The organism is Bowmanella denitrificans, assembly GCF_039522935.1.
GTDB lineage: Bacteria > Pseudomonadota > Gammaproteobacteria > Enterobacterales > Alteromonadaceae > Bowmanella > Bowmanella denitrificans.
Map to the genome: position 1 here is coordinate 49,822 of NZ_BAAAEI010000015.1, position 26,979 is coordinate 76,800.

The 26,979-nt window shown below is 51.3% G+C and carries 24 protein-coding genes and 1 other RNA gene; 13 read left to right on the top strand and 12 right to left on the bottom strand.

What is annotated here, in order from left to right:
• Positions 1-106: 106 nt before the first annotated feature.
• On the top strand, positions 107-1,930 hold the full coding sequence (locus ABD028_RS13810) for a DEAD/DEAH box helicase (RefSeq protein WP_102797449.1): 1,824 nt from the start codon (positions 107-109) through the stop codon (positions 1,928-1,930).
• Positions 1,931-2,193: 263 nt separating this feature from the next.
• Here the strand turns inward: ABD028_RS13810 and ABD028_RS13815 are convergent, their stop codons facing one another.
• The 4 genes from ABD028_RS13815 to ABD028_RS13830 are packed head-to-tail and all read right to left on the bottom strand — an operon-like array spanning position 2,194 to position 6,469.
• Positions 2,194-3,405, bottom strand: coding sequence for an FAD-dependent monooxygenase (locus ABD028_RS13815; RefSeq protein ID WP_343845659.1), 1,212 nt, complete (start codon positions 3,403-3,405; stop codon positions 2,194-2,196).
• On the bottom strand, positions 3,398-4,591 hold the full coding sequence (gene ubiH / locus ABD028_RS13820) for a 2-octaprenyl-6-methoxyphenyl hydroxylase (RefSeq protein WP_343845661.1): 1,194 nt from the start codon (positions 4,589-4,591) through the stop codon (positions 3,398-3,400). Before ubiH ends, ABD028_RS13815 begins: the two co-directional genes overlap by 8 nt.
• Positions 4,588-5,898: a Xaa-Pro aminopeptidase gene (gene pepP, locus ABD028_RS13825; RefSeq protein WP_343845663.1), complete on the bottom strand. Its 1,311-nt coding sequence runs from the start codon at positions 5,896-5,898 to the stop codon at positions 4,588-4,590. Before pepP ends, ubiH begins: the two co-directional genes overlap by 4 nt.
• Position 5,899: 1 nt before the next feature.
• On the bottom strand, positions 5,900-6,469 hold the full coding sequence (locus tag ABD028_RS13830; RefSeq protein WP_343845665.1) for a UPF0149 family protein: 570 nt from the start codon (positions 6,467-6,469) through the stop codon (positions 5,900-5,902).
• Between the two features lie 317 nt (positions 6,470-6,786).
• Here ABD028_RS13830 and ssrS point away from each other — a divergent pair.
• The 6 genes from ssrS (at position 6,787) to serA (ending at position 12,086) form a co-directional block, all read left to right on the top strand.
• Positions 6,787-6,969: non-coding RNA, 6S RNA (ssrS, locus tag ABD028_RS13835), on the top strand.
• A 275-nt stretch (positions 6,970-7,244) separates the two neighbouring features.
• Positions 7,245-7,661: a DoxX family protein gene (locus tag ABD028_RS13840; protein ID WP_102797454.1), complete on the top strand. Its 417-nt coding sequence runs from the start codon at positions 7,245-7,247 to the stop codon at positions 7,659-7,661.
• A gap of 119 nt (positions 7,662-7,780) precedes the next feature.
• Positions 7,781-9,400, top strand: a complete 1,620-nt coding sequence (locus tag ABD028_RS13845) for a hybrid sensor histidine kinase/response regulator (protein ID WP_343845666.1) — start codon at positions 7,781-7,783, stop codon at positions 9,398-9,400.
• Positions 9,378-9,983, top strand: a complete 606-nt coding sequence (locus ABD028_RS13850; protein WP_343845668.1) for a 5-formyltetrahydrofolate cyclo-ligase — start codon at positions 9,378-9,380, stop codon at positions 9,981-9,983. The genes ABD028_RS13845 and ABD028_RS13850 overlap by 23 nt, the downstream gene beginning before the upstream one ends.
• A 45-nt stretch (positions 9,984-10,028) precedes the next feature.
• Positions 10,029-10,682: a ribose-5-phosphate isomerase RpiA gene (rpiA, locus tag ABD028_RS13855; RefSeq protein ID WP_343845670.1), complete on the top strand. Its 654-nt coding sequence runs from the start codon at positions 10,029-10,031 to the stop codon at positions 10,680-10,682.
• A 174-nt stretch (positions 10,683-10,856) separates the two neighbouring features.
• On the top strand, positions 10,857-12,086 hold the full coding sequence (gene serA, locus ABD028_RS13860; protein ID WP_343845672.1) for a phosphoglycerate dehydrogenase: 1,230 nt from the start codon (positions 10,857-10,859) through the stop codon (positions 12,084-12,086).
• Between the two features lie 329 nt (positions 12,087-12,415).
• On the opposite strand, the gene ABD028_RS13865 is transcribed toward serA, so the two are convergent.
• Positions 12,416-12,703, bottom strand: a complete 288-nt coding sequence (locus tag ABD028_RS13865; protein WP_343845674.1) for a HigA family addiction module antitoxin — start codon at positions 12,701-12,703, stop codon at positions 12,416-12,418.
• Between the two features lie 10 nt (positions 12,704-12,713).
• Positions 12,714-12,992: a type II toxin-antitoxin system RelE/ParE family toxin gene (locus ABD028_RS13870; RefSeq protein ID WP_102797461.1), complete on the bottom strand. Its 279-nt coding sequence runs from the start codon at positions 12,990-12,992 to the stop codon at positions 12,714-12,716.
• Positions 12,993-13,446: 454 nt separating this feature from the next.
• Here ABD028_RS13870 and ABD028_RS13875 point away from each other — a divergent pair, with 454 nt between their 5' ends.
• Positions 13,447-13,698 carry a type II toxin-antitoxin system Phd/YefM family antitoxin gene (locus ABD028_RS13875; protein WP_343845675.1) on the top strand — a complete coding sequence of 84 codons (252 nt, stop codon included), beginning with the start codon at positions 13,447-13,449 and terminating at the stop codon, positions 13,696-13,698.
• Positions 13,695-13,949 (top strand): Txe/YoeB family addiction module toxin, encoded by a 255-nt coding sequence (locus tag ABD028_RS13880; RefSeq protein ID WP_343845676.1) that lies wholly within the window; start codon positions 13,695-13,697, stop codon positions 13,947-13,949. Before ABD028_RS13875 ends, ABD028_RS13880 begins: the two co-directional genes overlap by 4 nt.
• A gap of 8 nt (positions 13,950-13,957) precedes the next feature.
• Here the strand turns inward: ABD028_RS13880 and ABD028_RS13885 are convergent, their stop codons facing one another.
• The 6 genes from ABD028_RS13885 to ABD028_RS13910 form a co-directional block, all read right to left on the bottom strand.
• Positions 13,958-14,143 (bottom strand): hypothetical protein, encoded by a 186-nt coding sequence (locus tag ABD028_RS13885; RefSeq protein ID WP_343845677.1) that lies wholly within the window; start codon positions 14,141-14,143, stop codon positions 13,958-13,960.
• Between the two features lie 72 nt (positions 14,144-14,215).
• Positions 14,216-14,674 (bottom strand): hypothetical protein, encoded by a 459-nt coding sequence (locus tag ABD028_RS13890; RefSeq protein WP_343845679.1) that lies wholly within the window; start codon positions 14,672-14,674, stop codon positions 14,216-14,218.
• A gap of 89 nt (positions 14,675-14,763) precedes the next feature.
• Positions 14,764-15,537 carry a hypothetical protein gene (locus tag ABD028_RS13895; RefSeq protein ID WP_343845681.1) on the bottom strand — a complete coding sequence of 258 codons (774 nt, stop codon included), beginning with the start codon at positions 15,535-15,537 and terminating at the stop codon, positions 14,764-14,766.
• Between the two features lie 1,167 nt (positions 15,538-16,704).
• On the bottom strand, positions 16,705-17,088 hold the full coding sequence (locus ABD028_RS13900; RefSeq protein WP_102797465.1) for a VOC family protein: 384 nt from the start codon (positions 17,086-17,088) through the stop codon (positions 16,705-16,707).
• Positions 17,081-17,725, bottom strand: coding sequence for an RNA polymerase sigma factor (locus ABD028_RS13905; protein ID WP_343845683.1), 645 nt, complete (start codon positions 17,723-17,725; stop codon positions 17,081-17,083). Before ABD028_RS13905 ends, ABD028_RS13900 begins: the two co-directional genes overlap by 8 nt.
• Before the next feature lie 730 nt (positions 17,726-18,455).
• On the bottom strand, positions 18,456-20,270 hold the full coding sequence (locus ABD028_RS13910) for an alpha/beta fold hydrolase (protein ID WP_343845685.1): 1,815 nt from the start codon (positions 20,268-20,270) through the stop codon (positions 18,456-18,458).
• A 463-nt stretch (positions 20,271-20,733) separates the two neighbouring features.
• Between ABD028_RS13910 and ABD028_RS13915 the strand changes: the two genes are divergently transcribed.
• The 4 genes from ABD028_RS13915 to ABD028_RS13930 all read left to right on the top strand — a co-directional run bounded on the left by ABD028_RS13915 (position 20,734) and on the right by ABD028_RS13930 (position 26,975).
• Complete coding sequence (locus ABD028_RS13915) at positions 20,734-22,728, top strand: winged helix-turn-helix domain-containing protein (protein ID WP_343845687.1); 1,995 nt, start codon at positions 20,734-20,736, stop codon at positions 22,726-22,728.
• A 62-nt stretch (positions 22,729-22,790) separates the two neighbouring features.
• On the top strand, positions 22,791-23,432 hold the full coding sequence (locus ABD028_RS13920) for a methylamine utilization protein (protein ID WP_343845689.1): 642 nt from the start codon (positions 22,791-22,793) through the stop codon (positions 23,430-23,432).
• A complete protein-coding gene (locus ABD028_RS13925) occupies positions 23,425-25,788 on the top strand; it encodes an EAL domain-containing protein (protein WP_343845691.1) in 2,364 nt (787 codons plus the stop codon). Before ABD028_RS13920 ends, ABD028_RS13925 begins: the two co-directional genes overlap by 8 nt.
• Positions 25,773-26,975, top strand: coding sequence for a hypothetical protein (locus ABD028_RS13930; protein ID WP_343845693.1), 1,203 nt, complete (start codon positions 25,773-25,775; stop codon positions 26,973-26,975). The genes ABD028_RS13925 and ABD028_RS13930 overlap by 16 nt, the downstream gene beginning before the upstream one ends.
• The last annotated feature ends 4 nt before the right edge of the window (positions 26,976-26,979 follow it).

Consider the following 26,979-nt stretch of genomic DNA (forward strand, 5'->3'; position numbering starts at 1 on the left):
ATAAATTCACCATCAACGTGGTGTAAATTCCGCTGATCTAATATAATTGCGCTTTTGCAGTCGGCCCAGCAGTAGTTTTTTGCCTCGCCACCTATCAGGATCCCAGATGACCAGCACCACAGACATCAGCTTCAAAGATTTAAACCTGCCTGAGCATTTGCTCCAGGCCCTGGAAAAAGTGGGGTATGAAAAACCGTCCCCCATCCAGGCTGAAAGTATTCCTTTATTGCTGGAAGGTCATGACCTGCTGGGACAAGCCCAGACTGGTACCGGTAAAACCGCCGCGTTTGCCCTGCCGATGCTGGCACGACTGGATCCTGAAGACAGCACCACACAGTTATTGGTATTGGCGCCCACCCGGGAACTGGCCATTCAGGTTGCTGAAGCCTTCCATACCTATGCCAGTTTCAACCGCCAAATCAAGGTATTGCCCATCTATGGTGGTCAGTCTTACGACAACCAGATCCGCCCTCTCAAGCGTGGTGTGCAGGTGGTGGTGGGAACCCCGGGCCGGGTTATCGACCATATCAAGCGCGGCACTTTGAAACTGGATAAGCTGAAGTTCCTGGTGCTGGACGAAGCTGACGAAATGCTACGCATGGGCTTTATTGACGATGTGGAATGGATCCTGAGCCATGCGCCGAAAGAGCGCCAAACCGCGCTGTTCTCAGCTACCATGCCGGATCGTATCCGTAATATCACCAACAACTATCTGAAGAATCCCAAGTTGGTGAAAATTGCATCTAAAGTCAGCACCGCCAGTACCATTCGCCAGCGTTTTTGTCAGGTAGCAGGCCATCACAAACTGGAGGCCCTGACCCGTATTCTGGAAGTGGAAGAGTTTGACGGCGTGATTGTTTTCGTACGCACCAAAACCGCCACCCTGGAACTGGCAGAAAAACTGGCAGCACGCGGCTATGCGGTCGAGCCACTGAATGGTGATATTCCGCAGAATGCCCGTGAGCGCACGGTAGAAAGGCTGAAAGACGGCAAGATTGATATTCTGATCGCCACAGACGTGGTTGCTCGCGGTCTGGACGTAGAACGGGTCAGCCATGTTATCAACTTTGATATCCCTTACGATACAGAGTCTTATGTACACCGTATCGGCCGTACCGGTCGTGCTGGCCGTCAAGGCGATGCCATTCTGTTTATTTCGCATCGTGAAAAGCGCTTGTTGTTCGCTATTGAGAAAGCCACCAACCAGCGCATTGAGTCCATGCCAATTCCATCTGTGTCAGAGCTTAACGAGCAGCGTCTGAAGCGCTTTAAGCAAGCCGTGGTGGAAGCCATGGAAGACGACAGTATTGAATCACTGATCCCTATTATCGAAGCCATTCAGGCCGAAACCGAAGCCACTCCGGAAGTGCTGATGGCGGCACTGGCCAAAATTGCCCAGGGTGAAGAGCCGTTGTTACTGAAAGAAACCGATCGCCCGGATCTGTCTGAACGCGCCCCAAGGGGCGATCGTCCTGAGCGCGGCGCTAAATTCCGTGACCGTGACGATCGTGGTGAAGGCCGTGGTCGTGGTGACAGAGCAGAGCGTGGTGAACGTGCCCCACGTCGTCGCAGCACCCCGGATGAAGGGATGCAGCGCTTCAAGCTGGAAGTGGGTCATGCCCATGGTGTCAAACCAGGCAACATTGTCGGCGCTATCGCCAATGAAGCCGGGATTGAAAGCAAGCATATTGGCGCCATTGAAATTTACGACAATTACAGCACAGTTGATTTGCCCCAGGGAATGCCTGCCGAGATCCGTCAGATTCTGCAAAAGGCCAGAGTGGCCGGTCAGCGTATGAATCTGCGTGAATGGTCAGATGAGCCACCACGTCGTGATAAGCCTCGTTTTGACAAGCCCAGATCTGACAAACCCAGATCGGATAAACCTCGCGGTGATCGCCCCAGACGCGATCGCGCACCAAAAGAGTAAAATAAAGGGTTCCTACGGGAACCCTTTTATATCCAGGGATGGATGGTATGCCGTGATCGCATGGATGCGAAGGAACGGCGATATCCAGGGATGGATGGGCAAATAACTGCTCCTGCGTGATTTGCACTACCGCCATCCTTGGCGGGCGTATGCCGTGATCGCATGGATGCGAAAGAACGGCGATATCCAGGGATGGATGGGCAAATAACTGCTCCTGCGTGATTTGCACTACCGCCATCCTTGGCGGTCAGCAGAAAAACCGCTCAGGTTATCGGCCTGGCCAGCGCCGGTAGCTCACCACGTAGTCCGGCGGCCAGTGCCATGGCCTGGTGCTTTGCCAAAGGTAATTTATCCACCAAGTTCATGCCCAAGCCGCGCATCAGCTTTTTCATTGGATTGGCGCCATCAAATAACAGTTTAAAACCGGCCATGGCCGCCAGCATCTGGACCGCTTCCGCCTTACGCCAGCGCTCATAGGGCCGTAAATTAACCCTAAGGCCGATATCCTGCTGCTGCTTGCATAACAGCAGCAGCCGCTCGGCCAGCGCCGCCGCATCCATCAAGCCAAGGTTGGCACCCTGTCCGGCCAGCGGATGAATGGTATGGGCTGCATCGCCCACCAGCACCAGTCTGTCTTTCAGCCATTGGCGCGCGTAGCGCATGGTCAGGGGAAAGGCCTGTCGATCGCTTTGCAACTCACAACAGCCAAGCCGGGCATCAAAAGCGGCGGTAAGTTCGCGGGCAAATGCATGCTTATCCAGCGCCATCAGCCGCTCAGCCTCAAGGGTGTTGGCCGACCAGACGATGGAACACAAATCCGGTTCATAAAGGGGCAGAAATGCCAGCGGGCCGTGGGGAGTAAAAATCTGTCTGGCCGCTTGCTGATGAGGCCGCTCACAGCGCACTGTGGCGACCATAGCTTTATGCTGATAGTCGGCAAAGCTGAGCGGCAGCCCGGCTTGCTGACGTAGTTTTGAATGGGCACCATCGGCCCCCACCAGTAAACGCGCGGTATAAGTGCTGCCATCGTGCAATTGCACCTCCACGCCCTGTTCATTCTGTTGCCACTCGGTGATGCCCATAGGGGCGCTAAGTTCAATATTGTCGGCTTCCAGCAAGGATTCCCACAGGGCATTGACCATTACCTGATTTTCCACAATATGGCCTAAATGGGCCTGGTGTAACATCTGATGGTCAAAGTCGATACGGGCAAAACGGTCCTGTTCCCAGACCTGCATATGACTATACGGCTGCAGGCGCATGTCTTGCATTCGCGGCCAGACTTCCAGGCGGCGCAGCAGATTTTCACTGGCCTGATTAATGGCACTGACTCGCAATTCAGGTTGGCGTGACAAGGGTTTAAGGGGCAGATGTTCATCTATCACCAACACCGATAAGGCGCTGTTTTTCAAAGCCGCCGCCAGGGCCAGGCCTACCATACCGCCCCCAACAATAATCAGGTCCAGGTCACGCATCTTGTTTCTCCGCATACCCCATGGCCTGCCAGGCCAGCAGATTTTTCACACTCTGGCAGCCCTGCAACAAGCTCAGGCCCATATTGCGTCCTACTACCAGCGGTGCATATTGATTGGAAAAAAGCCGCACCAATGAATCGGTCAGGCCGATAACTTTACGCTGATCGCCCTGTCGCGCCTGGTGATATTGGTTCAACAGGCTGAACATGCCAGGATCCTGGCCCGTATGACTGGCCAATATGGCGGCCAATTGCTCGACATCCCTAAGACCGAGATTAAAACCCTGACCAGCAATAGGATGCAGGGTATGGGCGGCATTACCTAAAATCAGGCAACGATGCAGCAGGTTGGTTTCGCTGGTCACCAGGCGCAGCGGATACAAGGTTCGGCGGCTAATCCGGGTGAAACGCCCCAGATCATAACCAAAGGCCTGTTGCAGCTTGCTCAGCAGGGCCTCGTCAGTCAGCCCGGCAAAATCGTCCTGCATCGTCTGAGCCAGACTCCAGACCAACCCGGCCTGGCGTTCCCCAATAGGCAATAACGCCAGTGGACCATGCTCGGTAAAACGTTCAAATGCGCGCTGCTTGTGTGGTAATTCACATTCCACATTGGCCACCAGCGCCACCTGAGCATAATCCTCAATGTTGCTGTTTACCCCAAGTAACCTGGCGGTAGGTGAGTCACCGCCATCGGCCACCACCAGCAAGCTGGTACTCAGGACCTGGCCCGATGCCAGCGTAAGGGTTACTTTGTCCTGCGCTAAACGCAGGGCATCAATCTTATCCGGGCAATGCCACTGCAAGTCTTGTGATTGCAGCGCGCTATACAGCATGGTCCCCAGTTGCTGCTGACTGATCACATAGCCCAGTGCCTCAATACCCTGGCTCTGACTGTCCAGATAGCACTGCCCCAGATGCCCCTGATCGGTGATTTTAATGCTCTGAATAGGCGTGCTAAATTGGCTGAGTTGCGGTTTAAAACCCAACTGCCACAAGTAATGGGCCGAATGGCGGGCCAGAGCCAGAGTACGACTGTCAAAACCGGGGTGACCTTGTTGTGGCTGATAGGCCCGGGCTTCCACGATGCCAATCTTCAGATCTGTGTGTTTGAGCGCACGGGCCAACAGACAGCCCACGACCCCGCCTCCAACAATGATGATGTCCAGTTCGCTGCGTTGTTCCGTCACCTTGTCGCCATTAACCTTTCAATGTCTGCTATGTGTTTGGGGCAGGCGGCGGTCAGATTCTCATAGCCGTCTGCGGTAACTAGCAGATTATCTTCAATACGAATGCCAATACCCCGCCATTTTGCCTCAACCTCAGCCATGTCGCTGATATACAAACCGGGCTCGATGGTCAGCACCATGCCTGGAACAAGCGGCTGGTCCTCGCCATCGCGCTTGTAATCGCCCACATCATGTACATCCAGTCCCAGCCAGTGGCCGATACCGTGCATAAAGTAATCACGGTAGTGCTGAGACTGTATATTGTCCTCCAGTTCGCCCTGCAAAATACCGAGCTGGATCAAACCCTGGGTTAAAACCCGCACTGCAGCATCCATGGCCTGGGGTAAGGTACCGCCTGGATGAATATGCTGAAAGGCCGCCAATTGTGCATCCAACACCAGTTGATAAAGCAGCGCCTGTTCAGGACTGAACTTCCCCGACACCGGAAAGGTACGGGTAATATCGGCGGCGTATCCGCACAGTTCGGCACCAGCATCGATCAGCACCAGATCGCCCGCTTGCAGCTCATCCTGATTTTCGGTGTAGTGCAATATACAGGCGTTGATACCGCTGCCGACAATAGTGCCATAGGCCGGATAACGGGCGCCCTGCATGGCAAATTCATGATGCAATTCAGCTTCAAGCTGGTATTCGTACCGGCCGGGGGTGCAGAACTGCATGGCGCGTATGTGGGCCTGACAGGAAATCTCTGCGGCGCGGCGCATTAACTGTATTTCCGCTGCAGACTTAATATGTCGCAGACTGTGCACCGCAGGGCGAATATCCTGCATCAGCTTTGGGGCGATATAGCCTTTCTTCGGCGCACTACGCAGCTGGGCCAGTGTACTGAATAACATGTTGTCCAGTGCCTCATCGGCGCCCTGGGCAAAAACCAGTCGGGACTTGCCATTGGCACGGACCAGCACTTCCTCTTCCAACTGCGATAAGGTAAACGCTGCATCCACCCCCAGCGCCGCTACAGCACGCTCTGGCCCCAAACGGCGGCCATGCCAGATCTCGGCATGCGGGTCACGCTCACGACAAAACAACAAACTGACGGATTTCCCCTGGCTTTTTTCCATCACCAGCACGGCATCAGGTTCGTTAAAGCCGGTCAGATAATAAAAATCGCTGTCCTGACGAAAAGGAAATTCGGTGTCGCGGCTGCGTGTCACTTCCCTGGCCGCCGACACAATGCACAGTACATTGTCTTCGAGTTGTGCCAGCAGTTGCTGACGACGCACAGCATATTCTTGGATGGCAATCATATTAATGCAGTGTCTTATTCGACTTATTGGCCTGTACCGTCGCGTTGCCCATTTCGTTAAAACACAACATGGCGGACATACGCACGTACTCCATCACTTCGAACAAGGCCTGCTCAGAGTCTTCATTATCCGGCATTTCCTCGTCCATGCGGGCAATCTCGGCGAAATCTTCCAGTGCCTCTTTGGCATCATCAGAGCAACGGCTCAGATCTGCCTGGTGCAGGCCAAACCCCAACATAAAGCCCTGTACCCAGTTCACCAGCCCCTGCCCTCTGTCATTAATCGGCGCAGCATCGTCGGGCAAGCATAAATTCAGCAAGAAGTCTGCCGCCTGCAACTGCTGGCAGGTGGTATCATAAAGCGCCTGAATAGCGGTTTTTACCTCGCCGGGTAACGGCTCACCCTGATTGGTAAAATCCGCCAGCGCTGCCATCCACTCCTTGCTGTCAGTGGCCATGCCACCAGCCAGCATCCCGGTCAGTATGCCCTGAATTTCGGCTGCATCACTGGCCACCCCATTTTGTTCCAACAATGCTGTCAGTTCGTCAAAAACTTGATTAAGGTTATTCAAACCCGTTCCACCTATTGTGAATTGTTAGCCTTATCTTACTCCCATTCAGCCAGGCAAAACAGTGCAACGCCAGGCCATGCGCCAGCCACACTGCACAGACAGTGATCGATTCGTTGGTTAAACCGCCAGTCGAACAGTTTGGGCTGGTTTTCCTGTGCGGACCGGGCCTATAATGAGGCATTGAGATGCACTTGCTGGCATAACCACAATAATCCAGGCGCGATTCATGCGCCCAGCCGCACTCTTCTGTTAAGGGAAATTCACAACAGGATGTTGAAGAATTCGGTAAATCCGCTCTGCGGGTTTGCCAACCGGTTTGTCTCCTGAGGTGTTCGCCAGTTCAGTAACGTCCCTGGCCGATGCTATCATCATAGGGAGTTGATTCGGCTGCTTTTGTGCAGGCTCGGCTGGTACCGAGAAGCCTACGGTAGTGATGATACTCCCGCCCTGAACTTTTCGGTTCTAGGGCTAATTCTGGGCAGCGGCATTTTGGGAGACGCCCTCTTTCTTTGCAGTGGACGCCCTGTTCCACAATTCCAACATGGCCTCTTTGGCCAGCAGCAAACAAAGCGCCAATAAACCAAGACAACACCTATCGTTAGCTTTCATAAACAAGAGCCTGGCAAGCCGAATAATCAGCTTAACCGAAGCCAGGACAAGCTGCGGCAAAATATAATTCTATTTTTTAGAATTCAAAGCCCGTTTTTAAGTAATTTAAATTCTTTTATTACGGACTAATATAATTCTCGTCAACACCACTTAACGAGACTTAAATATGAAAACTGAAATCCTGACTTTTAATCACGACGCGACCTTTAGTGCTGTTATTAACCTCACCGCCCGGGTCCTGCTTATCGCGCTGTTTTTCCTGGCTGGCACCAGTAAAATCAGTGCATATGAAGCCACAGCCGGTTGGATGAACGCCATGGGCGTACCCGGCAGTTTGTTGCCATTGGTGATTGTCGCCGAAGTCGGTGGCGCGCTGGCCCTGCTGATTGGCTTTCAAACCCGCCTGGTGGCATTGGCCCTGGCGCTGTTCACCCTGGCATCGGCCTTTATCTTCCATCTGGATCTGGCTGATCAAACCCAGTTTCTGATGTTCTACAAAAACCTGTCCATCAGCGGTGGCTTTCTAGCCCTGATGTTGTTGGGTGGCGGTAAGCTAAGCCTGGATGCCAGACTGAATCGCTAAGGGCATCTGGCGGATCTGGGTTGGCAAATAAACCCAGATCCCACAGGTTAAATGCCCTGGTTGCATATCCGTTGTTAAAGCGTCTAGGATTAGTGCAACCGACCTGATTTGAGACATGGATGCAAATAGCCCGGCTACCCGATACCGAACAGCAGCGCCTCGAGGCGCTGGCTGCTTATGAGATATTGGATACTGATGCTGAGCAGGCCTTTGACGACCTGGCGAAATTGGCCGCCCAATTGTGTCAGACCCCCATCGCTCTGATAAGCCTGGTGGACCCGTCCCGGCAGTGGTTTAAGGCCAAAGTCGGTGTCGAGGCCTGTGAAACCAGCCGGGACATCGCTTTTTGTGCCCATGCAATCTTGCAAACAGAGCTGTTTGAAATAACGGATGCCCGGCAAGATCCACGCTTTGCCAATAATCCGCTGGTCACCGGCCCGCCGCATATCCGCTTTTATGCCGGTACCCAGCTTGTTACCCCGCAGGGCCATGCCATCGGCACCCTTTGCGCCATCAGCGATCAGCCCAAGTCCCTGACTCAGGAACAAAGGCAAGGCCTGGAAAGTCTGGGCCGGGCGGTTATTTCGCAGATGGAGCTGCGCCGCAAACTTAAAGATATCCGTCGTATCAATCAGTACAAGACCGACTTTCTGTCGAATATGAGCCATGAGTTACGCACCCCGCTGAATGCCATTCTGGCCTTTAGCCAGCTAATGCAGGAACAGCTTGCCGCCGGTCAGATGGGTGAACAGTTTGGTGAACATTTGCAACACATTCAGTTCAGTGGTCAGCGCCTGCTGGCACAAATTAACAATGTGCTGGATCTAAGCAAGGTGGAAGCCGGTAAGATGCCACTGCATCGGCAGGATTTTAACGCCAGATTGTTTTTCCAACAGGTACACGGCATGTTAAGCGGTCAGGCCCATCAGAAGGGTTTAGCGTTTGACTTATGCCTGGACGAGCAGCTCCCCCAGTGGCTGCATATGGACATGGAAAAGCTTGGGCAAATCCTGACCAATCTGCTGTCCAATGCGATTAAATTCACTCCCAGCGGCAAATCCATCACCACCCAAGTGCATGTTAACAAAGAGCACCTGTTGGTGGCGGTAAAAGATCAGGGCATAGGGATTGCTGAGGCAGATCAGGCACGGCTGTTTGAACGCTTTGAGCAAGCCGACAGCCCGGCCCGCAAACAAGGCACCGGGCTGGGTTTGTCCATTACCAAAGCCCTGGTGGAATTGATGGAAGGCCGTTTGCAGTTGCTGAGCGAACCAGGCAAAGGCACATTAATTAAAGTGCAGTTTCCGCTGCGACTGGCGATACGCAAAAACAGTGATTCGGTGCTGGAGCTGCCGCAAGCTTACAGAAATCAGCAGATACTGGTGGTTGAAGACGACCCGATAAATCAGGAAGTGGCCAAAGCCATGCTCAGCAGTCTGGGGCTGCTCTGTTTACTGGCCGACAGCGCCGAGCAGGCCTTTGAATTAATGGCACAGTTCGAACCTGACGCGGTGTTTATGGATATGAATTTACCCGGCATGAACGGTTTGCAAGCCGCCAGCCTGGTGCGTAAGAAGCATCCCAAGCTGCCCGTAGTAATGTTATCTGCGGATTTGCATTTACGTGATATTGCCGGGCAGCAGCAGGCCGCCGAACTTGACTTTTTAAGCAAACCCATGGAAAAACAGGCCATTATTTCTCTACTGGTAGACAGGCTTGAAGCTAAGGAATACGCATAATCCACAGGCCCTGCGCCAGGCATTGCGTCGCAAGCGCCAGGCATTAAGCCCGCAACAACAACAGCAGGCCTCCGCCGCTCTGCTTGAGCAATGCCAGCGATTGGCATCCTTTCAACAGGCCAGCCATGTGGCCCTGTACTTGGCTAATGACGGCGAACTGGACCCTGCACAAGTCATTCAGCATTGCTGGAAAGCAGGCAAAGCTGTGTATTTACCGGTCTTGCATCCTTTTTGTGCCGGCAACCTGCTGTTTATGCGCTATCAGGCCGATAGCCTGATGATTGCCAATCGCTATGGTATTGCCGAGCCTCGCCTGGAATGTCCGGGCCTGTGCCCGGTTGGTCAACTGGATATGCTGTTTACCCCACTGGTGGGCTTTAACCAGCAGGGCAATCGTATGGGCATGGGTGGCGGTTATTATGATCGCACCCTGGCCCCGCTTAAGCGCCAGCCAGCCAATGTAGAGGTAGTGGGCCTGGCACATAACTGCCAGCAATGCGATAGCTTACCCGTGCAGCCCTGGGATATCCCTATGCATAAAATTATAACGCCCGACAAAATCTTTCATTTCCAAAGCCAATAACATTCAGGGATGATATAGCCATAGCTGAAAAAGCCGGACCGAACCATGAACCAGAATGAACTAAAAAAAGCCGCGGCCATGGCCGCACTGGATTTTATCCAAGACGATGCCATTGTGGGTGTCGGCACGGGCTCAACCGTGGCCTACTTTATTGAAGGGCTGGGTAATATAAAGCACAAAGTACAAGGTGCGGTATCCAGTTCTGAAGATTCCACCAACAAACTGAAAGCCCTGGGTATCGAAGTATTTGAGCTCAACAATGTTGATAGCCTGGATATCTATGTGGATGGCGCCGATGAAATCACCGCGCATAAACATATGATCAAAGGCGGCGGCGCCGCCCTGACCCGGGAAAAAATCGTCGCGGCAGTAGCAAAAACCTTTGTTTGCGTGGTTGATCAAAGTAAACAAGTGGATGTACTGGGGCAATTCCCGCTGCCGGTGGAAGTGATCCCCATGGCCCGTTCCTATGTGGCCCGTGAACTGGTCAAACTGGGCGGTGATCCGGTCTGGCGCCAGGGTGTGGTAACCGACAATGGCAATGTGATTCTGGATGTACATAACCTGACCATCCTCAATCCGGTGGAACTGGAAGGCCAGATCAACCAGATTGCCGGGGTAGTAACCAATGGCCTATTTGCCCGGCGCGGGGCCGATATTGTGCTGGTTGCAGGTGCAGGTGGCGTCAAGCAACTCTGAGCCGGATTATGCCGGCGCCCTGGGCGCTGGCCGAAAACGCAGCAAAATTCCCTTTTCCAAAGCATTCAGTTCTGTTATTTTAGCCGTCCAGACGCCTATTAAGCAGAATGAACAGGCCGGTATCAAGCCTGCGCCATTCAATCCCAAAGCACGCAAACCAAGTTGGAAAGTTCGATGAGCAAAGTGTCACTGCCAAAAGACAAGATCCGTATTCTGTTATTGGAAGGGTTGCACCAAAGCGCCCTGGAAACCCTCAAAGCCAACGGCTACACCAATATCGAATACCTGAAGACCTCCCTTCCCGAAGCCGAGCTTATTGAAAAAATCCAGGATGTGCATTTTATCGGTATCCGCTCCCGCACTCAGCTAACTGAGTCGGTGATTGATGCCGCGCAGAAATTGGTGGCCATTGGCTGCTTCTGTATCGGCACCAACCAGGTGGATTTAGATGCCGCCCAGCGCCGTGGTATTCCGGTGTTTAATGCGCCCTTCTCTAATACCCGTTCGGTAGCGGAGCTGGTGCTAGGCGAAATTCTGCTGCTGCTACGCGGTATTCCGCAGAAAAATGCCCAGTGTCATCGCGGCGGTTGGGACAAAAGTGCGGTGGGTTCGTTTGAAGCGCGCGGCAAAACCCTGGGCATTATCGGCTACGGCCATATCGGCACCCAGCTCAGCATTATGGCCGAGCATATTGGTATGCGCGTGCAGTTTTACGATATCGAAGACAAACTGGTACTGGGCAATGCCCGCCAGATCAAAAGCCTGAATCAATTGCTGAAAACCTCAGACGTGATCAGCCTGCATGTGCCGGAAACCCCACAAACCAAAAATATGATAGGCCCGGCCGAATTGGATGCCATGAAGCAGGGGGCGATTTTAATTAACGCTTCACGCGGTACGGTAGTGGATATCGATGCCCTGGCCGACAGCATTAAAGAGAAAAAGCTCTCCGGTGCTGCCATTGATGTGTTCCCGGTCGAGCCCAAATCCAATGACGAAGAATTTATGTCGCCGCTGCGTGGCCTGGATAATGTACTGCTGACTCCACATGTGGGTGGCTCTACTCAGGAAGCGCAGGAAAATATCGGCATTGAAGTGGCCGGTAAACTGGCTAAATATAGCGACAACGGCTCTACCCTGTCGGCGGTCAATTTCCCGGAAGTATCATTGCCGGAGCATCGCGGCCGCTCACGCCTGCTGCATGTGCACCGCAATATTCCCGGCGTGCTGACCAAGATCAACCAGGCCTTTGCCGAGATGGATATCAATATCGCCGCCCAGTATCTGCAAACCAATCCTGAAATTGGTTATGTGGTAATTGATGTGGACTCTGATGACGCTGACCAGGCGTTTCAGCGTTTAATGACAATTGAAGGCACGATTAAGACCCGCATTTTGCATTGATTTTTGCTCCCTGCCGGGAGCCGGATTGTTTGAAATGCCGTTCACTTGGTGAACGGCATTTTTTGTCTTGGGTATGCATTAGTTTAGAAAAACCACAGAGGCACAGAGAACACAGAGTGAACTAGCTTCTATTTGGGGTTTTGTTTTCTCTGTGACCTCTGCGTCTCTGCGGTGACAACGTATCTTTGCCGAAGCCATTATTCACCGCTGAGGCGCAGAGAACACGGAGTTTGTACTAGCTTATATTGGGGGTTTTGTTTTCTCTGTGACCTCTGTGTCTCTGTGGTGACAACGCATTTTTTGCGGAGGATAAAGCAGCTTGGGCCGCGTCAGGCTGCAACAAGCTTCTTCACATTAAGCTCTTTGCGATGCTGTTCGGCATGCCAAAGTTGATATTGAGACTGCTGAATTAACCAGCTTTCTGCCGAGGTATCGAAAGCGATAGAAAGCCGGACCGCCATTTCTGGGCTGATGCCAGCCTTGCCATTCAACACGGCACTCAGCGTTTTACGGCTAACACCTAATGCCTCTGCTGCGGCAGTAACAGAAAGGCCAAGAGGCTCAAGACAAAGCTCTCGCAATACTTCACCTGGGTGCGGCGGGTTGTGCATTAACATTGGTGGTACCTCAGTGATAATCTTCGTAGTTCACGATCTCGGCATCTCCGTCTTCGAACCTAAAGGTCACCCGCCAGTTACCACTGACAGTTACTGACCAGATTCCGGCACGATTACCAGAAAGTTCGTGCAAGCGAAGACCGGGTAAGTCCATATCTTTAGCGTTCAACGCTGCATTCAACCTACCGAGAATCAGTCGAAGTCTCCTTTCGTGAGCGGCCTGAATCCCTGCAGTGCTGCCGGACTTGAAGAATTTTGCCAAGCCCTTGTGTTTGAAACTTCGAATCATACCTTGAATGTACCCTGTAACGTATCAGGTGTCAAAGCGGCCAGGACCGCTTAGGGGAGAGCTTGCTGACTTATTCTGGTTATTTCTGCTATACCAACAACGGACGTTTAATTTGGTCCTGACCGTTTAAACAATAATTCACCGCAGAGGCGCAGAGAACTCTTAGTTTTCAATAGCTTATACGTTGGGCTTCTATGCCTCTGCGGTGAAGATTTATCTGCGCAAAAGTATAAAAACCACAGAGGCACAGAGAACACGGAGTGAACTAGCGTCTATTTGAGGTTTTGTTTTCTCTGTGACCTCTGCGTCTCTGCGGTGACAACGCATCTTTGCAGAAGGTTCGTGATAGAAAAAGTGAGCCACCGAAATGAAGTACAGCAAAGACTCATCTGTTGACAAAGTGATTTGACCCGACCAATATACGTACAGATTCATGTACATGTACAGGTTACATATGAATAGCATCAGCTATACAACTGCCCGTAGCAATCTTGCTAAAACAATGGAGCAAGTTTGTGCCGACCACGCCCCCATAGCCATTACCCGCAAAGGTGAAGGCGCAGTGGTAATGATCTCGATGGAAGACTACCAAGCGCTTGAAGAAACCGCTTACCTTCTTAGAAGCCCCAAGAATGCACGCCGTTTAATTGAGTCTGTCGCAGAATTGGAACAAGGCAATGGTAAAGAAAGGGCACTTTCTGAGTGAAGCTAATTTTTGCCGAGCACGCATGGGAAGACTACCTATATTGGCAAAAAACCGACAAGCAAATAGTCAAACGGATCAACCTGCTGATAAAGGAAATATCCCGAGACCCCTTTGAGGGAATTGGCAAGCCCGAACCACTAAAACATGCCCTGTCAGGCTATTGGTCGCGCAGAATTAATGATGAACATAGAATAGTTTATAAAGCCCAGGATGATTCTATTTTAATTGCCCAGCTTCGTTATCATTACTGAAGCCAGGCTTAGAAAAAATCATCATTCTTTTTCACCCAATAATAAATGGGGATAGCTGATATTATTAAGATTGATGTTAGTATTATCGCTTTCCCTGCATCTACTTGTTCTAATTCACCAATAACAAAGAAGAATCCGATCATAAAAACCGAATAAACAGACCATATACTCCAAAAAGCTGTTTTCTTACTCATAACAATCCTTTTTATAAGACGTGTTCTTTCTTAATTAAACATTTAAACACTGCAAACTAAACCAAATATTTATTAGTTCGTTGTAATTTTTTTGTTTGCAGAAATTCTCACTCTATACATATGAGGTTCGCCTTCTTGATAGTGCCATACAGCAAAAACAGCAATTTCATTTTCCCGTTTTCTCCCAGCAACCACAAACCTCTGGCCAATTTCGGTAGGCCAATATTGGTCTTCTTCAAACCAGGGTAAACCATTGATGCCGCATTGCGGTGTTAGTGTGGCATCAATAAAGGTTGAATGGTTTCCTTTGATTCCTTCTTGTACTTCAAACACAAAACCTGTGTAACCTTTCACAAGGTCTGCTTGCCCTGGTTGACGGTATAACCTAACCACTTTTCCAACAAAGACCAACTCTGCTTCTTCAACGGCTAGGAGAAACTTGTCCTCAGCGGACCATCCCTCAAGATAGTTTTGTGAGCAAGCCCATCCCAATTCGCAGATAAACAATAGAAGGAGTAACAGGTGCCGCATGGTGATCTGCTAACGTCTGCCTTCAGCCGACCGCTTGGAGCGAATGACCGAAGGGAAGTAGCGGAAAGTGGGTCGGCTGCAAGGCATTGTTATGCAACAACACCCAAGAGAACCAGCAGTTTCTTTGCAGATGAAGAAATGCTCTCGATAGATTTAAGAGATTCCGCGTAAGATTTTAATAGTGACTTTTTCGGTTTTTCCTTTTTTGCTTCTTCGGTGGCAGCTTCGATTTGCTCGTTAACTTCCTGCTTTTGAGCAGGACTAATGCTTGAGTCATTATCCACTACCGAACGCATATCTCGCAGCAGTTCAACTAGAGCCTTGGATTCTGACTGATGATTTAATTGCAGCGTGTTATTTCCAGATCCGATGGCTAGGTTTGAGTTACTAACACCACCCTCTATCTTTGTAATATTCGTATCATTTCCCATAAGCATTACCTCCTGAGCCATTACGTTTACAATTTGTTGAATTTTTGCCGCTTCACTTAATTCAAGCTCTCCGGTTTTCAGGTCACTTCGAATGTATGGCTCGTCTGAAATTGCCACCCGAAACTCTGCTTCAACACCTAAACTCCGAAATTCTTCCGACCCTAACATTGAAAGAATAAAGCGCTGAGCTTCAGCTGCTGTTCGAGCTTTAACAGCGAACGATATTTTTGTGCAGCCATACCCGCCACCTACAGCTACGAGCTGTATTCGAAATTGCTCAGAGATCATACTCTGAAACCAACGAATACGTTGATAATCCGAGCGATTGAAAGTTCTAAACGAAATCAGACGGACAACAGGCCAATGAGTGTGACTGACGGGCAATGATTCCTTTCTTTCCACCGCAAGTAGTATTTCTTCTAACTTATCCAAGCTAAGGGCCACCCATTAGTTGTTTCTTGTCATAACAGTTTAATAGACGGCGCTTCGCCGCACTTTTACATGTTCATTTTTTAGCATGCCTATAAGCCTTTGCCTAGCATGAGTTTTTTTAGGTTTCACCAAGATAGTGCCGGGGAAAGACGGACTTGTTCCGTACCATTGCTGTTATACGGCTTTGCATCTGAAACTTTATCAACACACAGTTTAAAGTCGTTATCACAAGGTGGCACATGCGCCGCAATCCTCGCACTTGCGATAGTCAAAAATTCGCAGGTTTTATGTAGCACATGTTTTTCTCAAACAGATCGATGATGCCCTTAAGCGGCCCGAGCCGCTTTATCCCCCGCTTAAAATTCCCGGTCGGTTCAGGGCGCTGCTAAAAGGCGGGCAATTTGCTGGGAGAAAATTGAGTGGAAGACGCGTCTGGGATGGCATCGCCCGGAATTTGCGAGAGCGCGCAGCAAATTCAGATGCCATCGAGAGGGCAGAGGATGCCCGAAGTGGACTTTTGATTGAAGGCAGGAAGCCGTAAATCAAAACGTTTTCACGACCGCCTTTTAGTAGTGCCCTGAGCTGACGTAGTTGGGAATCCAGCGGGCGCGCTTTGAAAGCCACGTCCCTGTGGCTTTTCCTTCGGACCAGCATAAAGCTGTCCCAAATTTTTCCTGAAAATTTGGTCTTTGCGTCTCGTTTCTTTACCGCGCAGTAAAGACAATCTGGTCTGGAACCAGATGAAACAGCTTTCGCTGGCCCGTAGGGCAACAGGCAGGACGTCTGTTGTAAATGGGACTGGCGTGCCATGGAGGGCACGTCATAAAAGACAAGGAGGTCATGTATCAAGCATTTTACAGGCAATTATTTCTTTATCACGAAAAGGCCCAAACCGGCCTTCGGCCGATCTTAGAATACCTCTCACAGTGACGCGGAGGCGCAGAGAAAAGCGCGCGGAGGTATATACTGCTTCAGTTGCTCTGAGCTCTCAGCGACTCAGCGAGAAAGGCTTCTTCGTGGTGAAACAGATTTTTTACCTGTAGTGGTATCAGGAACCAGATGAAACAGCTCTCGCTGGCCCAAAGGCAAAGCCAAGCGCACCAAAGTACGCCCGGCTTGCCCGCCAAGTGATAGAACGATCACTCAGCACTACCTAAACAAAAAAACTCACTTAAGCCGACGCGGCACCCCATCAGACTGATACATAGATATCTGATGATTATCCGGGTCAGCAATTTCAGCAGACCAGCCACCAGGTGCATGACTCACCGGCGTGACGATAGTGACACCTTTTTCCGACAGAGCGGCGACCATATCATCAATGCCACCATCGGGCAGGTCAAACACAATAATGGGGCTGTTGCCTGGTCGCGACTCCTGTTTAAAAAACAGCAGTTCCACCTCATTGGCAGTTTTAGCTAATAGCCAATCACCGTCTTCCCCTTCCATTCTCTGAATGTCCAGCCCCAACGCGTCGCGGTAAAACGCTTCGGTCTTTTCAATGTCGTTTACGTAATAACAGATAGCGCCAATTTTACTTTGACTAAACATTGTCTTTTTCCTCTTTTTGGGTTGATATCACCCTATGTTGCCGCGCAGGGCCATTTTGTGAGCCAAGCATAAAAAGATGTCCGTCCGGATCATGACTGGCTAGTGTGACATGTTGCCGACCAGGCAGTTTGAGCAATGCCTGGCGTATCCGGCCAAACGCCAACCCGCTTTTTAAACCTTTAAGTTCCAATACATGGCTGCCGTCGAACAGACGCCAGCGCCGTTTAATCTGCACAATACGTTGGCGCAGTGCCGCATCGGACAATCGCAGAAGCCAGGCAATTTCAGCCTTGGTGTGCCCGGTCAAGGCCAGCAGCGCGGTCGTTTTAAGGCTTGCAGGTAAGGTGTTAACAAAGCACGTGGTGGATACCTCGCTCTGTGTTTGGACATCGCCCAAATAGGCAAAGGAGGCTTCCCGCTTTCGTCGTCTTATTGCCGTTCTGGCACAAAAGGCAGACTGATTGCGAATAGCGCCCATTAACCAACGGCGGTTATCCACACAAGACATATCCGTTCGGCCTGTCTCGACCGCCGCGAGCAGCGCGGTCTGAAGCAGATCCTCGGCTTCATCGGCATGCCAAGCCAGCTTATGGGCATAGCCCAGAAGTTCGCTGTAGTATTTATTTTTTGTTATCACCAATGATATGCCCCAATCTCAGGGTACTGCCAAGCATAGCCAGTATTGAGAAGCACTGTCCTTGTCTGTTGTGGTATTAGAAACCGTTTTATCCCAGTGACGCAAGCCAGTTCTCAGTTCGCAACCCCGGCACCCGCTCAAATTCACTGAGGTTACCAGCCATAAATATCAAGCACGAACCACACGAACTGGCCTTTGGCCGATACCTGAATACTTCTCGCTGAGACGCTAAGGCGCAAGGAACAGCGCGCAGAGTATTTAGCCCCATCAACCACTCCGTGTTCTCTGTGCCTCTGTGGCTTTTAATCTTTCTGCGCAAATGGATAGTCACCACTGAGGCATAAAAGCCCAGCACATAAGCTATCGAACACTTTGCGTTCTTTGCTCCTTAGCGGCTCTGCGAGAAAGTCCCCTGTATTTCGTGCCTTTCGTGGTAGAAATAAGAAGCAGATCACGAACTACACGAAAAGCACGGACTAGCCTTTGGCCGATACCTGAATACTTCTCGCTGAGACGCAAAGGCGCAAAGAACAGCACGCAGAGCATTTAGCCCCATCAACCACTCCGTGATCTCTGTGCCTCCGTGGTTTTTATACTTTTGCGCAGATAAATCTTCACCACTGAGGCACAAAAGCCCAGCATATAAGCTATCGAACACTTTGCGTTCTTTGCTCCTCAGCGGCTCTGCGATAATGACTTTCGTGCCTTTCGTGGTGAAAAAATTGAATGACTACTGCCCCTGCGCCACCAGCCAGTCGATGGCTTGTTGAATCACCTCGGGGTGCTGAAACATCACCATATGATCGGCCTGTTCCAGGCTGATATACTGACCACCGGAAAACTCGGCCAACTGTTTGCTCCAGGCGCTGCCTTCCTGTTGCCACAAACGCAATGCTTTGGCGTTATCCGGATTATTCTGAATATCCTGTTCTTCAAAGTCAGAATCAATCACGCTGACAGGCACAGAAGCAGGCAGAGGCAAAGCGGCATAGGCATCCAAATCGGCACTATAACCAGCAATCTCTCTGGCCCGGGTTTGCTGATGACCAACCAGCAAGCGCTGCTGGCTAAGTACGTCAAAGAAGTTCCAATCCATCAGCGCAGCACTTTGTTCAGGCAGTAAGGCGGCCACTTCTTCTCTTTCCACCACCAGTTTCTGCCAGGTGCGCTCGGTCCAGTTGCCTGCGGCAAGATGCGGTAACAGGGCATCCAGATTGGCCAGGTACCAGTCAGCGGGGTAGCCTTTGTATAGCGCCAGAGAATTGGGCAACGGAATATCCGGGTCAATCCATAACATGCCGCGCAGATTAATATCGGCATGATGATGCTGGTAAAACTGACTGGCACTGATACTGGCATTGGAAAAGGCCACCACAATCAGTTCTTTTTCATTCAATGCGTTTAGAATGCCGTTTAAATCCTGAGCAACACGGCCGAAGCTCACCTCTTCACTGGCGTCACTAAAGCCATTGCCCAGACGATCCATGCTATACACCCGGTAATGCCTCGCCAGATAGGGCTGCAGCAGTGCAAACCAGGCTGAATCTGCAGAGTAGTTATAGTTAAACCCTGGTAACAGCACGATAGCCGGGCCATCATTCGACAATCCCAGAGCCCGCACATGAAACTTTTGCCCCTCTACCTCAATAAGTTGCGAATGCTCGGGTAACTCAGGCTGCTCCAGCGCACCGAAAAAGGCCAGGATCCTGGTGGTGGTATCAAACCCGGCAAACTGCCAGGTATGAGCGCCACCTTTAATACTAACTAACTGGGCTTTTTGCTTACCATTGCTGTAGTGAATCAGGTCGACATTTGGGCCCAGGTTTTTCAGCATCGGATTCGGCAGACTGAAGTTGAGTGCCGCTAATCTGGCGATGGCATCTGGGCTGGATAGCAGACCGAAGTTAGCATGCGTACTGCCCTGATAAGGCAATACGCCGTCGGCTTTACCATGCACCATCATAATAGAAACCGGTTTCTGCATGGCACAACTCAGGGCCAGTTGCCTGGACATCGGCGCAGCAACACCCGCGATGGCTTTTACCTTATGGCCTAAGTTACAAGCCACATTCTGGGCAAATAACGCGCCCTGGGAAAAGCCTGCAGCATAGACTTCGCCTTCCTGGATAGTATAACGCTGGCCGATATCTGCAATAATCTGCTCAATAAAGCCTAAGTCATCCGCCCCTTTGCGATGGGCAATATTGCAATCGCAACCTTCGTTCCACTCCACTTCTTTGGATTTGGGGTAGGCCACAATATAGTCTGAACTATGCCGTTCAAAGCGCGAGAGGCTGCGCATCCCGGCGCTGTCACCGCCAGAGCCATGAAAGGCCAATAGCAGTTTATAAGCCTTGCTCTGGCTGAAGTTGTCCGGCAGCGCCAATAAGTATGTGCGGTCACCCAGCTGAATGGTTTGGGCATCGGGACTCTCCGGTGCGACGGGTGAAGGTGAGGTTCCGCTTTTGTCAGACGAACTACAGGCTGACAGAGTAAATAAGGTGATTGTCAGGGCCAGCAGCCCCCCCAGTGATCGCAGTTTCATAGCATGCTCCTTGTTAAGTCAGCAAAAGCTATCGAAGCGCAGAACATGACGACATCACTGGCACTGATATTTATGTGATGAAAACCTGATGATGGCTAAAATACGGCCAATCGCACGGATAGAAGGCCGCTACCCACTGTTTGCATGGGGTCGCCTTCGCCAATCACTTTTACTTTATCCATCAACAGGTTGCCCACCACAAAGTGCCTTACCAGGCTACAATCACGAAGATCTCAATTGCTTCCGGCAACAGTGTCGCGCCGCTGAACCTAACTATTGTCGAAACAACAACAGGCTGTTAGTTTGAATGGCACCTTGGCCACAACCACCTGCCCTTAACAGACTTCAGCATTAGCGTCATTGTTAAGCCCGCCAAAACCTAAATCAGTGTGACTTTGGCAATATCATTGGCCGTGAACAGAGCTTATGAAAAATAAAAGATACAAAGCATGGAGATAAGCGCTTGGAATTAACCGCCACTGAAATTCAGTTGGGACCTTTAACCCTTTATCGCCACAGCCGCGAGCTGTGCCGTGATAAGCGCAAGCTGATTTTGGAACCCAGGATATATGCACTGCTGGAACAATTACTCAGCAGCCCTGATCACCTGGTAAGCCGCGACCACCTGATTGCCACCGTCTGGCAGGGGCGGGTTGTCAGTGAAAGTGCGATTAACCGGGCCATATCCCAGTTACGCAAAGCCCTGGCCGAACTGGACCCAGAAAACGACTATATTGAAACCCTGCCGAAACTGGGTTACCGGCTAAAAGTGATGCCCAGGCTGACCAGGCCAACTCCGCAACTCACCAATCACAAGTGGCAAATAATGTCTGGCGCTTTGGCGTTACTGGCTGCGCTGTTATGGTTCATCATCCCGGCTGATGCCCCACCCCGTCCGCCCAGCCCTTTGCTTATCGCGGATAAAAGCGTTCACCCACTCACCGGCGATGACGGGCTGGAATTTGATGTGAGCCTGTCTGGCGATGGTCAGTCTGTGCTTTTTCATAAGGCAGATAACAAGGGGCGGGTACAGCTTTGGTTACAGCACAATCAACAAAGCAGCCAACTGAGCCAAAATCCGGCCGAGCACCTCTCAGCCAAGCTCAGCCCGGATGGCAAGCAAGCGGTATTTGTACAACGGCATGAACAAGATTGCCGGGTGATGCTGGCCGATCTGGCGCCTTTTAGCAGCCGTCCGTTATTTGACTGCACCCCGGACAATGGCATTCGCTTTGCCTGGATGCCTGACAATAAAGGCTTCTATTATCGCTACCGGCAGGACAAGACCCAGCCCTATGCCATGTATCTGTATCGTTTGGATACCGGCATGAGTCGTCAACTCACCCTGCCCGCCAATGCCGGTAATGGCTTGGGCGATATTGCCATGGCGGTGGGGAATGAAGGAGACAGCCTGTTAGTTGCCACTTACCAAAGTCCGCAGCAAAGCATTCTGACCTGGTACAACAGCCAGGATATGCAGGTGGTCAGCCGCCACGAACTGGCCATGGGAGTAAAAGATATGCAGTGGCACGCCGCCAGCGGCAGCGTTATTTTTAGTCACGGGGCGTATTTGTATCAATGGACTGGCGAACAGGTTGCGCCTTTATTTTATGCCGGGCAGACGGTGCAATCTTTTGCCCTGGCGGGGCAGCAGCTTATTTACAGCGACCTGTTGCAGCGTACCGGCATCTGGCAGAAGTCGCTGCCCGATGGCGCGTTAGCAGCACAGATCAACAGCTCCAAACTGGATTTGCTACCCAGGGTGAGCTATGACGGACAGCAGCTGGCTTTTATCAGCACCCGTCAGGGCAAACATCAAATCTGGTTGCAATCCGGCCACAGCCCCGCCCGGCTGCTGGCGGATTTACCGGCGGGTTTTACCCGTTTAAGCTGGCAACTGGATGATTCTGCCCTGTTGTACAGCCACCAGGGTGCGGTCTATCAGGTTGAAATTCACAGCGGCCAGGTAACCCAACTGCTACCCGAACAAACCCAGGCGTATGTGGTTAACCCGGCAGCGGATAATGCCTTGCTGTACAGCAGCACAAAAAGCGGCGACTGGCAGCTTTGGCGATGGCATCCTGCAACCGGCCACCAACAGTTAACCGAACAAGGCGGCTATAGCGGTTGGCTATTCAACGGTAAGCTCTATTTCAGCAAGTTTCATCAACCGGGACTCTGGCAAAAACGTCTGGGGGCTGAGCAGGAAACACAGGTTATTGAGGATTTTTCCATCATTAACTGGCTGAACTGGCAAGTTCTGGACGGAAAAATCGCCTTCTATCGTCAGGACCAGGGGGTATTCTTATTTGACCCACAAACCCAGATATCAACATTATTGATGGCCCAGCAGGCCGACTTTATTCACCAATACAGTCTGACCACCGACAGGCTGTTTTTCGTGCGGGCCGACACAGCGCAAGGGGATTTGTATGGTGTAAGGCTAAGCACACCATAATAGGTTTACCCTTTGGACAATACAGGTATAGTAGGAAGCACCTATCGAACGAGCCGTACGCCATGATACTTCGATACGCTATATTGATATCTGCGCTATTCAGTCTGTCGCTACAGGCCGCCAGGCTGGATGTCAGCTTAAAAACCAGTGACGATTCTGTGCTGCCTGGCACCGTGGTTTATCTGACCTCCGCACAACCCCTTCCCCCGGCTTCAGAAGGGGCTACAGCGGAGATGGATCAGGTCAATAAGCAATTTAAGCCGCATATTCTGGTGGTACAGAAAGGCACGCAGATTCGCTTTCCCAATTCCGATTCCATTCAGCATCATGTTTATTCCTTTTCGCCTGCTAAAACCTTTGAACTGAAGCTATATAAAGATCATCACCCCGCCCCTCTGCCCTTTGACAAAGCGGGGCAGGTGGAACTAGGCTGCAATGTACATGACTGGATGCTTGGCTACATTATGGTGGTGGATACCCCCTACTTTACCCAGCTAAACAAGCAGGGCCAGGCCAGTCTGGACGTACCAGCAGGTGATTACACACTGCATATTCGACACCCGCGCATTCAGGATGACGCCGCCAGCCTGGACCAGGCTGTCACCATCAAGGGCAACCAACAGGTGCAACTGCGCCTTAATCAGCCGCTTTTACCCGGTGCCGATGACTTTGAAGATCAGGACGAGTTTTCCGGCTATGAATAACCTCAGCAAATGGCTACCCGACAGCTCATTGCGCACCCGCATGCTGCTGGTGTTTTTGCTGATCCTGGCGGTGATTGTGGTGGTCACAATAGTGACAGTGCAGCAAGCCACCTATCGCCATTCCACCGGCCAGGTATTGGCCCATGCCAAAACCTCGGCCATGGTGGTACAAGACAAAATTCTGAATCAAAGCCGCCAGCTACAGGCAGCTCTAGACACCCTGGGCAAAGATTTCAGTACTAAACAACTGATTGCCAGTGGCAGCGAGGACCCGGCTTCGTTGGTCTCCGCTTTGGGTAATCATCAACGACGTATCAATGCCGATTTAAGCTGGGTACAGAATAACCAACAGCAGATTCTGGCAACAACGGCATCCTTTATCACATCCCCCCTGCCACCCGAATTAGCCAGTAGCAGCAATATCAGTTGGTTTCGATTAGGCAGCGATTACTACCTGGTTCAGGCAGTGCCAGTTCGCTATGTGGAAAGTAGCCCGACCATCAACGCCTGGTGGTTTGCGGCAATTAATGCCAGACGTTTTATCAGTGAGGAACTGGTCACTTTGACCGATATGCAGATCAGCTTGTTTTCGCCCGATGGACAACTGCTGGACAGCACTCTGGATGAAGAACTGAAAAACGGCCTCAGCACTGGGCAACTGCAATGGGACAGCGGTCTCAACCTGGTCAATCTGGGCCAGGGCAAACACCTTGATGAGTATATTTACGCATCATTCAATATCGGTGAGCAGCGGCTTAGTCTCAAGCTGTTACTGGCCAGCCCGGCTGACAATGCTTATCTTTCGTACAACAGTCTGTTGGTACAGCTTATTTTGTTATTGGCCATTGCCGGTCTGCTGGCGCTGCTCGCTGCAGTGATCATCTCCAACGGCATTACCCGCCCGCTGACCAGGCTGGTGCAGGTCACGAATAAAATCAGTCGCGGCCAATATGTGGAAACCGTGCCAGAGTCCTCAACCTCAGAGATTGCGTCTTTGTCTGTGGCCATTCAGGACATGCAACAAGGTATTAAACAACGTGAACTGGAAATTCAGCAACTGGCTTATTTCGATGCCCTGACCGGGTTACCTAACCGTAACCAGTTTATTGACCATTTACAGCAACTTATTCATAACGGCCAGACCAATGCCGCGGTGCTGATGATGGATCTGGACAGGTTTAAAGACATTAACGATACCCTTGGCCATGTGACCGGTGACCAACTTCTGCAACTTATCGCAGAGCGGCTGGCAAACCTGCAATTAAGTAACCTGTTTCCAGCCAGGCTGGGTGGCGATGAGTTTGGTCTTATCTGGCTGTGTCAGGACTCATCGGCGCTTACGCCGTTACTGGAGGCGGTGGAACAGCTTTTTGAACAGCCTTTTATGCTGAAAACTCTGCGTATGGAACTGGATGCCAGCATTGGTGTGGCACGTTTTCCTGAAGATGGCCAGGACCCGGCCAGCCTGCTGCAATGTGCGGATATTGCCATGTACAGTTGTAAAGGTAAGCACCAGGGTCATGCCGTATACAAAGCGGAGTTGAACAAATATTCGGTGCAGCGCTTGAGCCTGATGTCGGAATTACGTGGCGCTCTGGGTGAAGGGCAGTTACAGCTCTATTATCAACCTAAGCTGGATCTGGCACACAACAAAGTGGTGGGTGCAGAGTGCCTGGTCAGATGGATTCATCCCATCCATGGCTTTATTCCACCGGACCAGTTTATTCCCCTGGCCGAGCAAACCGGTGCTATCCGCGAACTCACCCATTGGGCGTTGCGCAGTGCCTTAGTACAGCAGCAGCAATGGCAGGAACAAGGCTATACATTGAATCTGGCGGTGAATATCTCGCCGTTAGATTTAGTTGATATGAAACTACCTGATGTCTTAAGTGAGCTCGCTGACATATTGCAGCAACCGCAATTGAATCTGACCCTGGAGGTGACAGAAAGCGCCGTAATGAGTGATCCAAGCACTGCTATTGATGTGCTGGAAAAGTTGCGGTCGATGGATTTAGTTCTGTCTATTGACGATTTCGGTACGGGTTATTCTTCCATGGCACAACTGAAGAAAATGCCGGTGCAGGAACTGAAGATAGACAAGGCCTTTGTGCTGGATCTAGCCAGTAATGCAGACGATCAGGTAATGGTCAGAACCTTTATCAGCCTGGCCAGACACCTGGGACTGGATACCGTGGCCGAAGGTGTGGAAGATGCGAAAACGCTGAGCCTGCTCAGGCAAATGGGCTGCACTAAAGCACAAGGTTATTATTTAAGTAAACCACTGCCAGCCAATGCGTTTTTCCAATGGTTGCAGGAATACCAGCACAAGGAGACACGGGTTTGCGAGGATGGTTAGCCCTGCTGACAGTTGCGTCCGGCCTGAGCCAAGGTGCTGAAATATCCGGCCTGCTGCAGGTTAACCTGCTGGCCGCTGACAACCTGGATAGTTACCAGCAATATGGTACCGGCATATTACGCGAAGACCACAGCGGTATTCACCTTCAGCAGGCGTTAGTGCGGGTTGAGCAGGATCTGGTCAGCGGCTTTTCTGTGGATCTGGTGGCAAATCTGCATAGCGACGGCGAGCAGCATGTCGGTCTTAGTCAGATGCAGCTTATCTATAAACCTCTGATGCCTTCGCAAACTAAGTTTAAGGGCCGGGCGGGCTTCTTTTATCCGGATATGTCACTGGAAAACCCCGAGCTGGGCTGGCTATCGCCGTATCAGTATACCCAAAGCGCGATTAATTCCTGGCTAGGTGAGGAACTGCGCATCCCAGGTGTAGAGTTTTCCCTCTATTCTCCCGGTCGCCAGCGTCATAGCCCCTGGTCATGGGAAGTCAATATGGGCGCATTTCGCGGTAATGATCCGTTAGGCACCCTGCTTAGCTGGCGGGGCTTTGCTTTGCATGACAGGCAGAGTTTGCACCAGGACCGCATCGCCTTTGCCCCATATCCATCAGTGGTGGATCCTGGTCGCACCAATCACCCCGATTGGGTGGAACCTTTTCATGAAATTGACGGGCGTACCGGTTACTACGCCGGTGTGCATCTGGATTATTATCAGCACAGTAACCTGCGCTATTACTATTATGACAATAATGCCGATCCACTGGCCGCCAATGATCAGCGCCTGTATGCCTGGCACACCCGTTTTCACTCACTGGCCTTGTCCCACCGCTTTGGCAATGACACGCGCATTATCGGCCAGTGGCTGAAGGGCGACACAGAAATGGGCACCCGTTGGGTGTTTGTCAATTTCGACGCCTGGTATCTGCTGCTGAGCCATAAATGGAACAAACATCGATTCAGCTTAAGGCTGGACAGTTTCAAAGCCAGAGAAGACGATAAGTGGGCCTGGGACCCAAATAACAGCGACGGGCGCGCCCTGACCCTGACCTGGCGTTACGACCTCAGTCCTCACTGGCAGGTGGGACTGGAACATCATGTCAACCGCAATACCGCAGCCAATCGCCCTACTCTGGGTCAGACCGCTAAACAGAATCAACAGCAGAGTCTGGCCGTGGTGCAATATCGCTGGTAAACCA

Coding starts and splice junctions, on each gene's coding strand:
- ABD028_RS13810 (WP_102797449.1), top strand. CDS start 107: ATGACCAGCACCACAGACATCAGCTTCAAAGATTTAAACCTGCCTGAG.
- ABD028_RS13815 (WP_343845659.1), bottom strand. CDS start 3,405: ATGCGTGACCTGGACCTGATTATTGTTGGGGGCGGTATGGTAGGCCTG.
- pepP (WP_343845663.1), bottom strand. CDS start 5,898: ATGATTGCCATCCAAGAATATGCTGTGCGTCGTCAGCAACTGCTGGCA.
- ABD028_RS13840 (WP_102797454.1), top strand. CDS start 7,245: ATGAAAACTGAAATCCTGACTTTTAATCACGACGCGACCTTTAGTGCT.
- ABD028_RS13845 (WP_343845666.1), top strand. CDS start 7,781: ATGCAAATAGCCCGGCTACCCGATACCGAACAGCAGCGCCTCGAGGCG.
- rpiA (WP_343845670.1), top strand. CDS start 10,029: ATGAACCAGAATGAACTAAAAAAAGCCGCGGCCATGGCCGCACTGGAT.
- serA (WP_343845672.1), top strand. CDS start 10,857: ATGAGCAAAGTGTCACTGCCAAAAGACAAGATCCGTATTCTGTTATTG.
- ABD028_RS13865 (WP_343845674.1), bottom strand. CDS start 12,703: ATGTTAATGCACAACCCGCCGCACCCAGGTGAAGTATTGCGAGAGCTT.
- ABD028_RS13870 (WP_102797461.1), bottom strand. CDS start 12,992: ATGATTCGAAGTTTCAAACACAAGGGCTTGGCAAAATTCTTCAAGTCC.
- ABD028_RS13875 (WP_343845675.1), top strand. CDS start 13,447: ATGAATAGCATCAGCTATACAACTGCCCGTAGCAATCTTGCTAAAACA.
- ABD028_RS13885 (WP_343845677.1), bottom strand. CDS start 14,143: ATGAGTAAGAAAACAGCTTTTTGGAGTATATGGTCTGTTTATTCGGTT.
- ABD028_RS13890 (WP_343845679.1), bottom strand. CDS start 14,674: ATGCGGCACCTGTTACTCCTTCTATTGTTTATCTGCGAATTGGGATGG.
- ABD028_RS13900 (WP_102797465.1), bottom strand. CDS start 17,088: ATGTTTAGTCAAAGTAAAATTGGCGCTATCTGTTATTACGTAAACGAC.
- ABD028_RS13910 (WP_343845685.1), bottom strand. CDS start 20,270: ATGAAACTGCGATCACTGGGGGGGCTGCTGGCCCTGACAATCACCTTA.
- ABD028_RS13920 (WP_343845689.1), top strand. CDS start 22,791: ATGATACTTCGATACGCTATATTGATATCTGCGCTATTCAGTCTGTCG.
- ABD028_RS13925 (WP_343845691.1), top strand. CDS start 23,425: ATGAATAACCTCAGCAAATGGCTACCCGACAGCTCATTGCGCACCCGC.